Here is a 14,745-nt window from a genome sequence, read left to right on the forward strand (position 1 = left end):
TCAAAAGACTACCGAGATTTAATCGCAGCTCATAATCTAAAACAAAGCATGAGTAGGAAGGGGAATTGTTGGGATAACGCCTGTGTTGAAAGCTTTTTCCACTCAATGAAAGTAGAAGCCGTCCAATACGAGCCGATAATGACCCGAGAAGAGATGCGCCAAGCGCTTTTTGAATACATTGAAGTTGATTATAATCGAACAAGAAGGCACAGTGCTCTTGGGTATCTAAGCCCAGTTAACTTTGAAAAACAATATGTAGCTTAATGCGGTGTCCAGTCTAACTGGAGCAGATCATAGTAGTGTAAGTTACCGGCCAATCCGTTCAAAACTGATAACTCTGAAGTTATCTAACTCCCGTTCAAGAGGCTACGTCGTGCATAAACCTAGGTACAGTCGTAAATGAAACACTTTGAACTAGCTCTATATACAATCAAAAAACACTGTAAAATAATTATAAAACAGCTTATAAATCAACCAACAATCACACAAAAATACTACTAAGTAATCACTATGCCAAGATTTGATAAACCGATAGAAAAAGTAATGTACTTTGAGTTCCTTGAACAATATGACATATATCAACTTGCGGGAATTTCCCAACATCTAAATCACAAGCAAAGCGCTGACTTTAATTTTCAATCAAGCCAAAAATTAACTTCGGAAAGGTATAAATCAGAAATAGTGGGGTACTTCAAGAATGCATCGGACATGCTAGGCGGGTTACACAATACACCAGAGTCAAAAGTCAGAACGATTGCCTATGATGTACTTTCATTGAGCGATATGCGGTTTTCCACCACAAAAGACACTCGACTTATAATCTACATATTTACAAAAATTGTGACAAATAACCTCATTCAACATCTACCAGAAACACCGCCAAACACTATCACCGATATTAATTCGAYGCTGAATTACCTCATCAATGCATTCATCTCATCACAAATACAAGTCGAGAAAAAAAGAGAGTTAATCAATAGTATAATTGACGCGTACTACAGCTCATCAGAAGCGTTTAAATTTAACTGGCTTGACGATAAAAATGATGACCAGGTGGCGTGGGTAGTTGACTATTTCCCCAAAATATCCTCAGTAAAGAGCATCGTTGCTAAATTGCCAAACGTAATGAACATCAATGAAAGTCACACTAAAATCGTTCCGGCTATTTTTCATTCACTAGATATTAGCGACGCTGAAAAAAAACTGATCATGATGAACTTCAAAAGAGCATGGTCGCAGAAGAAATATAGGGGAAAAACCACAAGGGAAAACAAAAAAACCTTAAATATCGTTGTTGACGAAACGGTATCAATCCAGCTTCATCAGCTTTCCAAACAATTTAACATGCCCATCAACCAGGTAATCACTTTGATGACCAATCAGTTTACTAGTAAATCTGAAGAATTAATGAGAAGCATTGAAGAAGATAAAAAAAATAAAGCCACACAATTCTCTAAGCTTCTATAGCATGCTTGGAGAGCTATAAAGCTCTCCAATATTTAATTTTACCTGTTTAGCACTCGTTGGCGGACCCAGTCTTGAACCTCACCTTCTACCCATGCGACGGCTCTATCTCCAATTGGCACCTGTGATGGAAACTGCTGTTTTTCTATAGAGCGATACATTCCCGACCTTGATAAGCCAGTCATTACTAGTACTTCATTGAGACGAATTAAGCGAGTGGTTACGTTTGGCATATTGACACCTTACAAGTGAGTGGATTTCACTTAAATGACATATATCTGAAATTATTTAGGTTATATGCACCATAGAAAACCGTACTCTACGTCAAGCCAATGCCTTTCAATCTATTGCAGGCTTAAAGTTACACTGTAACCCTTATTTACTGGAGCATCAAATCACAATACATACCTATTAACCCACTACCTTCAGGCTCTTTTTACCACTCATCGACAAGCTCCCCGAAGCAGCCTCTTCGATATGATCACTCCACCACGCCATGAGAACTTTACGGCGTTCAAGGTAATCAGTGCGGTTGTATGCGCTTCTTACCTTATCCCTATCCACATGAGAAAGTGCGGCTTCAATAATGTCTGGATCAAAATTCTGTTCATTTAGAGTGGTACTGGCTAATGCGCGTAAGCCGTGAGACGTTTGCCGGCCCTTCATGCCCATTCTTACTAATGCCTTATTTGCTGTCTCTTTATTGATGTGATTTTTGTTACTTTTGTCAGCAGGGAAAAGGTATTCACTATCACCCGTGATGAAATCAATGGTTTCCAATAGATCTAGAGTTTGTTTTGTTAAAGGGACAGTATGCACTCTTCCCTTTTTCATTCGTTCAGCAGGAATGACCCAAAGCATCTTTTCTCTGTCAATTTCATCCCAACGTGCCCCAGCAGTTTCAGCTGGCCTTGTCATGGTGTGAAGTTGCCATTCTAGCAAGCAGCGAGTGATGGGTTTTATGGATGCGTAGTTGATTGTTTTGAGGAGCTCTGGAAGCTCATCTGGGGCTAACGAAGCTTGGTTGGTTACCTTGGCGGTTTCAAAAGCTTTACCAATGCCTGCTAGCTTGTTGTGCTCAATCACACCCGTGTTTACTGCAAAGGTCATTATCTCATTGAGGTTACGACACAAACGCCCTACTGTTTCTAGCTTACCTTGGTTGGCAATGGGTTTAATTGTTTTGATCGCTTGAGGGGCTGTTATATCACCAAGAGGAAGCTTACCAAGGTCAGGTAAGAGGTACTTCTCAATGCGTTGCTTTAATTTCTTAGCCGTTTGCTCTTTGACGCTTGTTTTCTTCACTTCAATCCAGTCATCAAATACTGCTTGCAATGTGTTTGATAGCTCGATCTGCTTCGTTCTAAGCGTATTATCACGATGCTCTTTAGGATCAATACCGTCTGCAAGAAGCTCTCTTGCCTCAATCGCTTTAGTTCGAGCTTTAGCAAGCGATACAGATGGGTATTTGCCAATACTGAGGTTTGCTCGTTTGCGAGTAATTGGACGGTAATAGTTAAAGAGCCACAATTTGGAACCATTCGGCTTTATTCTCAATGCAAGACCATCACCATCGAGCAGGCTATATTCCTTTTCTTTTGGTTTTGCTTGTAAGATCTGAGTCGCTGTTAATGGGGTTGTTTTCCTAGCCATAGTAACATCACCAATCCGTATTTCCTGTAGTGTTACTAACAGTGTTACTTTAAACGGTGGATTTTACAACACATCACGGGACCTCTTGGGACCAAAAAATGGCTAAGAGCCTGATAAAACAAGGAATTACAGGCACAAAAAAGCCCACACTAGGTGGGCTTTCTTTTTGAATTTGGTGCCCGCTACTGGACTCGAACCAGTGACACCTTGCATGTCATGCAAGTACTCTAACCAACTGAGCTAAGCGGGCAATGCTGTGAAACTTATCTAACCGCTTTACTAAGTGGCTAACGCTTCAGAACGAGATGGATAATAACGAGTGAATGGGTAGCGTGCAAGGATAAATTTGCACAAAATTGATCGTTTGCTTTTAAAATAAACAATCAGGATAAATTTCAAACATATTCCATATCAACGACTTGAATTCGATCACATTTTAAATCCATTTGAGTCTTTCGATAATGAGACGTGCTTGGTGCCTTTGTGACCTCCGATGGCACATTTTATCCGAAATTAGTCTTGTTCCTCTTCGGATTCAAACACCACATTATAGTTCTCGGTATAAGTACAGTTAGGCTGGCGACTGCAAGTGAAAAATCGTCGACCTTTATGGTCACCTTGGCTTGCAAGCTTGATGATCATCGGGCTGCCACACTTTTTACAGAATCGAATTTCTTTTGAGGGTTCGATTAAGTCAATGTGAGCCGCAAGCAATCTTTTTAAGCGACTCACTTGATAACTGTGCTTCACCGATGCTCCAATTAAAGGCAATCCTGCCGACTTGCAAACATGAAGCAACAGTTTTTCACGCTCCATTTTACTTTTATCCAAAGATTTGCCGTTATCAAGCTCAATGATAACTCTTGGCTTTAGCGTTCTTGAGTCGCAAACCACAAAATCAAAATAACGTCGCGATATCTTATTGTTGGCAATGAACCAGTTTTTCTTGGTATTGCTCTTTGCTGGTGTAAGCACCGTTGTCATATTCACTTTTGCAAACACCACACCATGATTGCCAACCGCCGAGAGCAAAGCGTTATGAAAGGCAGCTTGCTGTGTGTTAAGCAATGCCCCTTTCGCCTGATAAGCGTGGTCTTTTGTGTCGTCATGCTTAAATACGTACTTCTGAATGAAATAAAAGAAAACAACAAGCACCACTACAACGATAAAAATATTAGTCATGTTCCAACAAAATCACGTAAATGGGGAGATATAGAGAGATTGTAGCGTAAGTAGAAAAGCGTCATGTGGCAAGAAAAAGAGAATCAGTTGTTAACTCTAATCACGACCTTTTTGTTGTTGCTGCTTAATCGGGACTCGATTCCAAGCGTTGGACAAGCAAACTTGAATCATCGACATCATGCCCAAGGGAATCACTCACTTTAACCTTCCTGTCCCCACATGGTTAGGCAGTCTCGCAAGCGATAAAAGGATGGTTTTATCCATTATAACAAGCAAGACGACCCTCGCCTCGCACTCATGCTAACAATGCAAAGAGTACGGTTAACACATTGTTTCTATTCATTTATCAGTACCATTGCTGATTGCATTCCAATTTCATCGACGTATGTTTAAAAGCGGTCAAACACTATACCCAACAGATATACAGATTAAAATCCTACGCACCGGTAGATCTGGGTTGGATTTTTCTCACTAATTAGAGTAATCAGGCAACTTTCTTGATTTAACTCAGACAATCATCTACCTCATTGGCGTTATAGTGATTTTCCTGTCCCTATAGCCGTGACTTCTTAAGAACGAGCGGAAACATAATGAGAATTAACAATGACCCAAATAAATGAACAACGTCTTGTCGACCATTTCTGTGATCTTGTGAAAATCGATAGTGAATCACGCAACGAAAGAGCCATTGCTGAAACGCTGGCTGAACAGCTAGGCGAATTAGGTTTCGAAGTTAGCAAACTGGCGGTGCCAGAAGAAGTGTCTAACGGATTCAACATCTATGCTCGCCTTGATGGCACACTGCCAGGCAGCATTGTATTCAGTTGCCACATGGACACGGTAACGCCGGGTATTGGTATTGAACCCATCATTGAAGACGGTATTATCCGTTCAAAAGGCAATACGATTTTAGGTGGTGACGATAAATCTGGTATTGCGGCAATTATGGAAGCGGTTCGTGTAATCAAAGCTGAAAACCAAGCGCATAAAACCATCGAGATTGCGTTCACGGTATACGAAGAAGGCGGTCTGTTTGGCTCATTGAACTTTGATATGTCTTACATTCAATCTAAGCACGCTATTGTTCTTGATACCGGTGGTCCAATTGGTACCATCGTAACCGCAGCGCCGGGTCAACAAAAGATTTTAGCTAAAATCAAAGGTCGCCCTGCTCATGCTGGTTTAGCGCCAGAAGAAGGCATCAGTGCTATTCAAGTGGCAGCCGATGCCATAACCAAAATGAATCTACTACGTATTGACGAAGAAACAACAGCAAACGTAGGGATTGTTGAAGGCGGTCAAGCAACCAACATCGTTATGCCAGAACTTAAAGTTGTCGCAGAGGCTCGTTCTCTAAATGGTGAGAAACTGACAGCGCAAGTTGAACACATGATTTCAACCTTTGAAGAGAGCGCAAAACAGTTCGGTGCAGAAGTGGAAATTGAATCGACTCGTGCTTACGATGCATTCGTAATTGCAGAAGATCATCCGCACATTCTTTCTATCAAATCGGCATTTGAGAAGCTTGGCGTAAAAGCGAACACCAAACGTAGCGGTGGCGGCAGTGATGCAAATAACTTCAATGCGAAGGGCTTAACAACGGTTAACCTTTCAACGGGTATGGCCAAAGTTCATACAACCGAAGAGCATATTGCAGTGAAAGACATGGTTGCAATCACTGAGTTTGTTGTCGCTTACGTAACACAATAATCTCATCAGCGATTAGGGGGTTGGTGCTGACTCTCCCCCTATTCGTCACTAAAAAGCCGAGACATCACAATGATTCTCGGCTTTTTGTTTTTTAATTTATGCTTTTGCCTGTTCAAGCTGGAGGCTAAAGTTCACCGGAACGGGATGTTCGGCTAAAAGCCCCTGCGCTTCCAGAACTGCCCTTCGTCTTTCGCAACGAGTTCGAATGTTTTATCGGCAATGATATTGCCTTTGAGCTCAACGGTCATTCGCCATTTGCCCAACTTGTTTGAGACAGGAGCCCAAATGGTGTCGCCTAGATAGAAATCCCAGTCGTTGTTACTCACATACTCTTCCCCAGCAAACGGTTCGAGAACTTCGCCTTCGTCTGTGGTGATATTAGGGTGATAAATGCAGTAGCGAATTTTCTCACCTTTGGCTTTTTTAATATTCAAGATGTAGCCAAATTCCACGTCAATTTCTGCGTCGACAATGGTGGTGAAAGCTTGAATTTTTGGAAGATGTTTGGATTTGGAGTCCCACGTCGTGTAGATACCGTAAGATGTCATGTCGACGACTGCCGATCGCTTTGCCATTATGTATTACCTAATTTTCATCGTTCTTTGACATTGGCGGTTTTAGCCAGCCAAAGAACAAAAGCCTATTCTTGCCAATCTTTTGCCATACGCTTAATCACAGACGGTTCAATATCATGAATGCTGCCAAATTGCTCTCGGCACACCTCAATGACCAAATCCGCTTGATATTGACGAGCGAGCTGGCGATACGCTTTCATCTCCCATTGTTTGATGAAGGTATTTGACACCACGACATCTAGCCCCTGCTTCAAGCCGTTTTCAACCATGTTCTGACACCACTCATGTGCCTGTTGCAGCTGTCTAGAGTCAAACCGATATTCGCCTTGGTCGTTCACAAAGTACATATCAGCTTCAACATGTAATGCATGGTAAGTTTTTGCTTTCGTCGACTTCCCCGAACCAGGTAGCCCTCGAATGAGTATTAACTTCATCTATCGCTTTATCATCGAATTCTAAACCATCAAGTTACCTAAAATACCAATCGATGACATTGATAACAATCACTCGAACTAGATCCATAGAACAAATAGGCAAGCCTCTGCGAATTTGGGTGCAACACGCGCGCACCGCCCCCCCCCCCCAAATGAGGCATGACAAAAAGTATCAGAGACGAAATATGCCTCTCGATCCACTTTGCATATCGACAAATGTATCAAACTATTATAAATTTAGCGGTATAGACGTCTAAATATCTATCTTAGGGAGAAAACTGTGCCTATTCGCATTCCAGACCAACTACCAGCATCCGATGTTCTGCGTCAAGAGAATATCTTTGTCATGCCGGTTTCAAGAGCATCGACACAGGAAATCCGTCCACTTCGAGTCTTGATCCTTAACTTAATGCCAAAAAAAATTGAGACTGAAACTCAATTTTTACGCTTATTGTCAAACAGCCCACTTCAGGTAGACATCGAACTTCTGCGTATTGATGATCGACCAAATAAAAACACACCAGCAGAACATTTAGATAACTTCTATCGTCAATTTGAAACGATAAAAAGCCGTAACTTCGATGGCTTGATCATCACTGGCGCACCGCTTGGTTTAGTGCAATTTGAAGATGTCATCTACTGGGAGCATCTCAAAACCATCATGGAATGGGCAAACAAGCATGTTACGTCAACGCTCTATGTCTGTTGGGCGGCTCAAGCGGGTTTGAAATTACTGTATGATTTGCCAAAACGCACTCGCAAAGAGAAGCTCTCCGGTGTTTACAGCCACGAGATACATAACCCATACCACCCTATTTTACGCGGGTTTGATGATACTTTCTTAGCTCCGCACTCTCGCTATGCAGATTTCTCTGAAGAGTATCTCGCTGAGCACACTGATCTTGATGTTCTCGCAACTTCTGATGTCGCGGGGGTGTATCTAGCGGCGACCAAAGATAAGCGAAACGTGTTTGTAACGGGTCACCCTGAATACGACTCTCATACACTTCACAATGAATACATCCGAGATTTGGGCGAAGGCATGGAGCCTGTGATTCCAATCAACTACTATCCGAACAACAACCCAGACAATAAGCCGATTGCTAGCTGGCGTAGCCACGGACATTTGTTGTTCTCAAACTGGCTAAACTACTGCGTTTACCAACAAACGCCTTACGATTTAGAGCACTTCAGTGAAGAGAATTTCACTAAAGACGATTAAACCATAACGCGTCTTAGACCATTCGATATCAAGTTGCGTCCAATCGGCGATGAATCATCCGCCCTTTGGACGCCGCTTTTTATGGTGAATGGATCGCATTCCAAAACAGATTTATCACTTCAACTCATGCGATTTCATATGATGGTTCACTCTTCATAAGGAGCTGCGCATGCCTGCTAAGTCGTTATCGTCAAAATCCACATTATTATCAAGCCTCTCGTTACTCATCACTCTCTCTCTGGTGGGGTGTGTTTCAGTGACTGAAGGGCCACTTCAGGTAGAGAGCGACCCAATTGCGATGTCTGAATCTCGTATTGAGTTAGGCTTAGGTTATCTAGGACAAGGTAATATGATGAGAGCCCGTGAAAACCTAGAACTGGCGGTCAAGCATGCGCCAAACTATTACCGAGCGCGACTTTCGATGGCACATTACTACGAACAAGTCGGTGAAGTGAATGAAGCAAGAGCGACCTATCAGAAAGCGCTTCGTTTGGATTCCAAAAACGGTAATGTACTGAATAACTACGGTACGTTTTTGTGTAAGCAAGGCGAATATGAACAAGCTGATAAATATTTCAATCGCGCCATTGAACAGCCTTACTATTATTTGGTTGCTGCCAGTTATGAAAACGCCGCGTTTTGTGCGTTTAAAGCGGGTCACATTCACCAAGCGAGGCACTATTTTATCAAAGCCATCGACCACGATCCCAACCGCGTGAGGTCGATATTACAGCTTTCAAAAGTTGAAGTCAGTGAAGCCGACTATAACAACGCACGACTTCGGTTATTCAAATTCCACCAGCGATATGGTTACCAAGTGCCTTCACTTAAAATCCTCATCGAACTGGAACGCAAAGCCGGCAACCGCGCGCTTCAGCAGAAATATCAGAGTCAACTGGATAAGCTACTGACGGCAGCCTAAATCGATATTAACTCACTGGCCATTACAACAACGGGCTTGCTGACAGTATCAGCAAGCCCGTTTTGAGTTTAACGAAGGTTGTGTCTTGTTATTTCAAATGAATCCACTGTTGGCGCTGTTCGTCGTCCATGAACGTCCATGCAACAAAGCGACTGACTTTTTGACCTTGTGACATCTCAACCACCTTCACTTGTTTCGCTCTCAATTTACCAAGCTCTGAACGGATCATATCCACGTTATCTTTCTTCGAAATGAGCGTGGTAAACCACAATACCTGTGTAGCAAACAGCTGACTCTCTTTTGCCATCTTTAAGATGAAAGCCGCTTCGCCACCTGGGCACCACAACTCGCTTTTCTGGCCACCAAAGTTCAAAGTCGGTTTATTCGCTGTCTCTACACCCTTCTGTGGCCTTGTGCTATTTTTACGCTCAGGCTTAAACGGCATACCCGCTTTCTTGGCACGATTGGCGGCTAAGTTGTCTAGTTTACGCTGAGAACCTTGATCCGCTTCTTGCTGCGAAGCGTGGAAAGGCGGATTACAAATAGTGACATCGTAACGCTCATTATCCTTAATCACACCTTTAAAAATCGACTCCGAGTCGGTTTGCAAACGAGTACGGATCTTACCCTTTAGGTTGGCATTACTTTCCGCAATGAAGTTCGCAGTTTTCACGGACACCGGATCGACATCAGTACCCGTGCAGCGCCATTTGTATTCGGTTGCACCAATAATAGGGTAAATACAGTTTGCACCCACACCAATATCTAATGCTTTAACCGAAGCATGGTTATAAGGTTCGCCCTGCCCGTCGCTATTCAATATGTCGGCAACTCGGTGAATGTAATCAGCACGGCCTGGAATTGGTGGACACAAGTAACCCGCTGGAATATCCCAATGCTTAACGCCATAGTGGTGAGCCAACAACGCTTTGTTGAGCAACTTAACCGCCAGCGGATCGGAAAAGTTAACCGTGTCTTCACCGACGGGGTTCTTAATAAGGTGCTCTTTGAGCTCCGGCAAGGCTGCAACTAATAACTCAAAGTTATAACGACCAGTGTGCTGGTTTCTTGGGTGCAACCCGCTTTGAGGCTTTTCTGCCGAACGTCTTTTCTGGGCGGCGTTTTTATTAAAAGCCGTTTTATTGAAAGAACCCTTATTCGATGATCCTTTATTCGCACCCTGTTTACCTTTGCTATCTTTTGCAAAAGGTCGCTTTGTTTTGTTGTTACTGGCGCCTTTAGGGGAACGGTTTTTATCAGATGTGTTCTTTGTAGAAATACGCTTGCTATTGCTTTGCTTACTCGTACCTTGCTCAGCTTGAGCATCTTTTGTTTTTGCTGATGAGGTACTGTTTTTCGACAGGCTTAGCGTGGTTCGGTTTTGTGATTGACTCATTGGGCTACTTCTTTAAATCTAAATAGATCATGAATAAACGGGCATCTAACTCTAATTGGTGATAGTCCGGCTCCATGTGACAGCATAGTTGGTAAAAGGCTTTATCGTGTTCTTTCTCTTTGATATGTGCCAATTCGTGTACCACCAGCATTCTCAATAGAGGCTCTGGTGCATGCTTAAACACACTGGCAATGCGAATTTCATTTTTTGATTTGATCTTGCCACCGTGATTCTTCGCAACGTAAGAGTGAAGGCCTAATGCATTATTGATTAGGTGTATCTTGCCGTCGTAAATCACTTTGCTGATCGGTGGTGTTTTTTTCATGTAGCGATTTTTTATCTCAATCGCATAGTCAAACAGGGCTTTCTCGCTTTTTATTTCATGTTTTTTTGGGTAGCGAGCTTCAAACCACGGCACCAATTTACCCGTCTCAACAAGTTGAGTCACAGGATCAAGAATGTGCTTAGGGTAGCCTTGAATATAACGTAACGAAGGATGCATGCTGAAAGACCGTACAAGTTACACCACGACAATACGTTGTGGTCTTGAAAATTGAGCCGCATAGTGTAACTGATCACACTTTTCTAATCACCTAGGATTCGTTACACTTTAGCGAGATTCACCAAGAGAATGAAAAAATGAAACGTGTTGTACTGTATGTCGCCGACAAATGCCCGCACTGTAAAGATGCCCAAAGGTATTTAGACTCTAAAAAAATTGTTTACCGCCTGACGAATGCAAAGATGCAACGTGGTCGCAAAGAGTTACAGGCGATGGGAGCTCGCTCGATCCCTGTGCTGAAAATCGGCGACCAAATAATGGTCGGATGGAATCAAAAGAATTTCGATAAGATGTACAACTCAAAGAATACATAACGTGGCCGACTCTGAGCCTTTCAATTAGTGCTTTTGATTGACCACCGTTCTGATATCCTACGAAAAATTTCAATTCGGACCCTGTTATGTCGAACACTCAAAGTACTGATCTTCAAACCCCCGATCTTCAAACTATCCATGATCAAGTAAAACAGTGGTTAGACGATGTCGTTATTGGCTTGAACTTGTGCCCATTCGCAGCCAAACCACAACGTAATAAGCAGATTAAGATCGTGGTGAGTGAAGCGAATACGGAAGAAGCGTTATTAGAAGAGATCATGACGCATTTCATCGAGTTAGATAACACCCCGGTCGCAGAATTAGAGACGACTTTGGTGGTTGTGCCTAACATGTTGCAAGACTTCTTTGATTACAACATGTTCATCGATTGGATCGAAGCGCTGATCAAGCAACAAGATTGGGAGCGCATTTATCAAGTCGCCACCTTCCATCCCGACTACTGCTTTGGCGGCGCTGACCCAGAAGACGACGAAAATCTAACGAACCGTTCTCCGTATCCGGTCTACCATTTAATTCGTGAGGCCAGTATGGAAAAAGTGTTGAAGCACTACCCTAACCCTGAAGCGATTCCAGATACCAATATCGCACGAGTTGAGTCTTTAAGCCCAGAGGAACGTCGTCAACTGTTCCCTTACCTTTTTAGCTAAGGGCTGGCCGAGACACCGCGAGTTTGACTGCTGGTGTTTGCACAGACCCGAAACGTAATCATCGGTGGCGTTATCCGCCCATGACCGTATTGGCCCGGTGAATAAAATTCGACTTTGCGTTAGCACCCTATACTCAGCTTTGGTAAAATATCCCCTTAACGAAACAGAATGGATAGGAAAATGACCCTTTCTCAACTAAGCCAAGAAATCTACGATCACCTTTACCGCGACATTGAAGAGTTTCGCAGCACTTTTGATCTGCCTGTTGCTGCGCCTGAAACAATGGACGAAAAAGGCGATACGCTGCACACCTCTCTAGCGATCGAAGAACTGACAGAGCTAGCAGAAGCGGACTCTAAAATCGAGCAAGCAGACGCTATCGTAGACAGCGTTTACGTTTTGATGGGGCGTCTTGTTCACCTTGGTCAAACTCAAGTTGAAGACAACTTAGCGATCAGCTACCTCATCGATCTGTTGTTGAATGTGGCTAAAAACCGTTCTATTGACTTTTTGCCTTGCTGGGACGAAGTACACTCAAGCAACATGAGTAAAGTATGTCGTAACGAAACTGAATACGCCGAAACAGAAGCTTTCTATGCTGAGCAAAACATCAAGTTGATGGCGGTTCAAAAAGGCGAATACATCATCGCTAAGTGTGCGGAAGATTTTGTTTCTCAAGGCAAGACAGTCCGCCAAGGTAAAGTACTAAAATCAGTACACTACCGACCAGCGAACCTTGAGCCTCTCACAGCTTAAGTCAGCTTACCCCCGTTGCTTAAACCGACCAGCGGACTAAAATAGCAAACGCCATGTTTTAATAACGTGGCGTTTTATTTTTATGCCAGTGAACTTTAGTACAACGCTTGCTTGGTGTTAACCGAATATCAGATAGGTTTGAGCATCAACAGAGCAACTTTTGACTGGGGTATTAAACACCAATTCAAGCTGCTCTGGAGTCAACACGTGCTCGGCACTGCCTGAAGCTTGCAGTACACCTTTATTAAGCAACAGCACTTGGTCTGCATGCCTTAAAGTTCGGTTGAGGTCGTGGTTCGCCATGATCACCGCAATGCCCTTTGCTGCGACTCGCTCAATAAGCTTATACAATAGCGCTTCTTGGGCGATGTCCAACGGAGCGGCAGGTTCATCTAAGATCAATAGTTTGCCGTAAGGGTTCAACGTCGGCCAAATCTGCAAACACATTCCCGCTAAGCGAACTCGCTGCCACTCACCACCAGATAAGGTCTGGATCGAGCGATGAAGCTTGTCAGAGATGTCTAACATTTGGCCAAGCTCTTGCAAAGCGGCATTTATTTCAGCATCTAGCCCGAGTGATGAGCTTGGTAATGATAACGCCAGGTATTGGAACACCTCTAGATTGAACGCTGGCCTGGCACTTTGACACAAATAAGCGCGGTGCAATGATAAGTCTTGCAACGACAGTTCAGCCAAATCTTGGCCGTCGATGTTGATGTCGCCTTGGTAGTCGTTTCCGATCCCCGAGATGGTTTCCAGCAAGGTACTTTTACCACTGCCATTGGGGCCAATAACATGCGTCACTTGCCCTTGTTTGAGTTCAATGGATAGTGGCAGTAAACGAACGCCAACACTTAGGTTCTTAATTTGAATCATGATTTTTAATTAGCATCCAAATGAAGATCGGCGCGCCGATACTGGTGGTCATCACTCCTAAAGGTAACTCTGCTGAATCAAGCAAGGTTCTCGCGCCAATGTCAGCAAACACCAACAGAGCTGCCCCTGCAACCGCAGACAAAGGAAGAAGGTATCGGTTGTCAGTTCCTATCGCTAAACGCAATAAGTGTGGCACAACTAAACCGACAAAGCTGATCACACCACCTAATGCCACTGCGCAACCCACTAAAATTGACACAGCGAAGATCAAACGCCAGCGCAACTTAGCCACGTTAACGCCTAATTGAGCGGCATGCGTCTCCCCGATCATCAGCTTATCCAGTTTACTGCCTTGTAAGCACAACCAGATAATCACAGGAATCATCACTAATGTGAGTGAATGTTGATACCAAGTCACGCCACCCAAGCTGCCCATCAGCCAATACATTAATAAGCGCAAGCTCAGGTCGTCACTAAAGTAGAAGGCCCATGTCACCATCGCGCCAGACAAAATACCGAGCGCAACCCCCACCAAGAGTAACTTGGCAGTGGTCAGTCGCATCGTTTTTACCATGCTCACCAAAATTACGGTGAAACAGAGCGAACCTAACACAGCGGCAACCATAAAGACTTCAGGTGTAGGAGCAAACGGTAGGAAAAACAGCACAATTACCATCGCGAGGCTCGCACCACCAGAAATACCCAGTACGCCCGGCTCTGCCAGAACATTGCCGAGCAATACTTGTAAGCTAGCCCCAGACACGGCTAAACCCGCACCGATAGCAATAGCCGCGAGTAATCGAGGTAAACGTAAATCAATCAGTAACTTTTGTTCTAACGTAGACAGGGAGCCAAAGGGGAAAATGAACAGATCGCCAACCATTAGGTAAATGGCACTCAGCGCGACAAGCAGTGCTACCATCAGGTAAATCGCTTTCGTCCATCTGCGCTGTTTTTGGTGAAGAAGTTGTTGGAAATCCATATCAAGCTACTTTAAAAATGTTCGCGTAA

General features: G+C 43.5%; 17 protein-coding genes and 1 tRNA gene. 8 read left to right on the plus strand and 10 right to left on the minus strand.

From position 1 onward, the window contains the following. A partial coding sequence (locus L4B77_RS13755; protein WP_429751070.1) for an IS3 family transposase occupies positions 1-264 on the plus strand: 264 nt, incomplete at its 5' end. 246 nt (positions 265-510) lie between these two features. Next, positions 511-1,467: a hypothetical protein gene (locus L4B77_RS13760; RefSeq protein WP_429751072.1), complete on the plus strand. Its 957-nt coding sequence runs from the start codon at positions 511-513 to the stop codon at positions 1,465-1,467. 38 nt (positions 1,468-1,505) lie between these two features. On the opposite strand, the gene L4B77_RS13765 is transcribed toward L4B77_RS13760, so the two are convergent. The 4 genes from L4B77_RS13765 to L4B77_RS13780 form a co-directional block, all read right to left on the minus strand. Further along, positions 1,506-1,697, minus strand: a complete 192-nt coding sequence (locus tag L4B77_RS13765) for a helix-turn-helix transcriptional regulator (protein ID WP_261837401.1) — start codon at positions 1,695-1,697, stop codon at positions 1,506-1,508. 178 nt (positions 1,698-1,875) lie between these two features. Further along, complete coding sequence (locus L4B77_RS13770; RefSeq protein WP_429751075.1) at positions 1,876-3,117, minus strand: integrase domain-containing protein; 1,242 nt, start codon at positions 3,115-3,117, stop codon at positions 1,876-1,878. A 173-nt stretch (positions 3,118-3,290) separates the two neighbouring features. Next, a tRNA-Val gene (locus L4B77_RS13775) sits at positions 3,291-3,367 on the minus strand. Between the two features lie 263 nt (positions 3,368-3,630). Beyond that, the gene (locus tag L4B77_RS13780) at positions 3,631-4,299 is read right to left on the minus strand and encodes a DUF2726 domain-containing protein (RefSeq protein WP_372068470.1); all 669 of its coding nucleotides are present in this window, start codon (positions 4,297-4,299) and stop codon (positions 3,631-3,633) included. Positions 4,300-4,902: 603 nt separating this feature from the next. On the opposite strand from L4B77_RS13780, the gene L4B77_RS13785 reads away from it, so the two are divergent. After that, positions 4,903-6,009 carry a M20/M25/M40 family metallo-hydrolase gene (locus L4B77_RS13785; protein ID WP_429751077.1) on the plus strand — a complete coding sequence of 369 codons (1,107 nt, stop codon included), beginning with the start codon at positions 4,903-4,905 and terminating at the stop codon, positions 6,007-6,009. A 152-nt stretch (positions 6,010-6,161) separates the two neighbouring features. On the opposite strand, the gene L4B77_RS13790 is transcribed toward L4B77_RS13785, so the two are convergent. Together L4B77_RS13790 and L4B77_RS13795 are read right to left on the minus strand one after the other, a co-directional pair. After that, positions 6,162-6,584, minus strand: coding sequence for a DUF3859 domain-containing protein (locus tag L4B77_RS13790; protein WP_261837414.1), 423 nt, complete (start codon positions 6,582-6,584; stop codon positions 6,162-6,164). Positions 6,585-6,649: 65 nt separating this feature from the next. Beyond that, positions 6,650-7,018, minus strand: a complete 369-nt coding sequence (locus L4B77_RS13795) for an AAA family ATPase (RefSeq protein ID WP_429751079.1) — start codon at positions 7,016-7,018, stop codon at positions 6,650-6,652. Between the two features lie 280 nt (positions 7,019-7,298). Between L4B77_RS13795 and metA the strand changes: the two genes are divergently transcribed. Next, positions 7,299-8,240 (plus strand): homoserine O-succinyltransferase MetA, encoded by a 942-nt coding sequence (gene metA, locus L4B77_RS13800; RefSeq protein ID WP_429751081.1) that lies wholly within the window; start codon positions 7,299-7,301, stop codon positions 8,238-8,240. Positions 8,241-8,409: 169 nt separating this feature from the next. Next, on the plus strand, positions 8,410-9,162 hold the full coding sequence (gene pilW / locus L4B77_RS13805; protein WP_372040857.1) for a type IV pilus biogenesis/stability protein PilW: 753 nt from the start codon (positions 8,410-8,412) through the stop codon (positions 9,160-9,162). 88 nt (positions 9,163-9,250) lie between these two features. Here pilW and rlmF read toward each other — a convergent pair whose 3' ends face one another. Both rlmF and L4B77_RS13815 read right to left on the minus strand, forming a co-directional pair. After that, complete coding sequence (rlmF, locus tag L4B77_RS13810; RefSeq protein ID WP_429751083.1) at positions 9,251-10,558, minus strand: 23S rRNA (adenine(1618)-N(6))-methyltransferase RlmF; 1,308 nt, start codon at positions 10,556-10,558, stop codon at positions 9,251-9,253. 4 nt (positions 10,559-10,562) lie between these two features. Continuing rightward, the gene (locus L4B77_RS13815; RefSeq protein ID WP_372092225.1) at positions 10,563-11,060 is read right to left on the minus strand and encodes a M48 metallopeptidase family protein; all 498 of its coding nucleotides are present in this window, start codon (positions 11,058-11,060) and stop codon (positions 10,563-10,565) included. Positions 11,061-11,197: 137 nt separating this feature from the next. Between L4B77_RS13815 and L4B77_RS13820 the strand changes: the two genes are divergently transcribed. The 3 genes from L4B77_RS13820 (at position 11,198) to L4B77_RS13830 (ending at position 12,858) form a co-directional block, all read left to right on the plus strand. Next, positions 11,198-11,434: a glutaredoxin family protein gene (locus L4B77_RS13820; protein WP_004741645.1), complete on the plus strand. Its 237-nt coding sequence runs from the start codon at positions 11,198-11,200 to the stop codon at positions 11,432-11,434. Between the two features lie 86 nt (positions 11,435-11,520). Continuing rightward, a complete protein-coding gene (locus L4B77_RS13825) occupies positions 11,521-12,102 on the plus strand; it encodes a DUF1415 domain-containing protein (protein ID WP_429751088.1) in 582 nt (193 codons plus the stop codon). A 180-nt stretch (positions 12,103-12,282) separates the two neighbouring features. Then, a complete protein-coding gene (locus tag L4B77_RS13830; RefSeq protein ID WP_429751112.1) occupies positions 12,283-12,858 on the plus strand; it encodes a nucleoside triphosphate pyrophosphohydrolase family protein in 576 nt (191 codons plus the stop codon). A gap of 117 nt (positions 12,859-12,975) precedes the next feature. Here the strand turns inward: L4B77_RS13830 and btuD are convergent, their stop codons facing one another. Then, positions 12,976-13,734: a vitamin B12 ABC transporter ATP-binding protein BtuD gene (gene btuD, locus L4B77_RS13835; protein WP_429751090.1), complete on the minus strand. Its 759-nt coding sequence runs from the start codon at positions 13,732-13,734 to the stop codon at positions 12,976-12,978. Beyond that, positions 13,721-14,716 (minus strand): vitamin B12 ABC transporter permease BtuC, encoded by a 996-nt coding sequence (gene btuC, locus L4B77_RS13840; protein WP_429751092.1) that lies wholly within the window; start codon positions 14,714-14,716, stop codon positions 13,721-13,723. The genes btuD and btuC overlap by 14 nt, the downstream gene beginning before the upstream one ends. Between the last annotated feature and the right edge of the window lie 29 nt (positions 14,717-14,745).

The organism is Vibrio minamisatsumaniensis (assembly GCF_050337445.1).
GTDB lineage: Bacteria > Pseudomonadota > Gammaproteobacteria > Enterobacterales > Vibrionaceae > Vibrio > Vibrio artabrorum.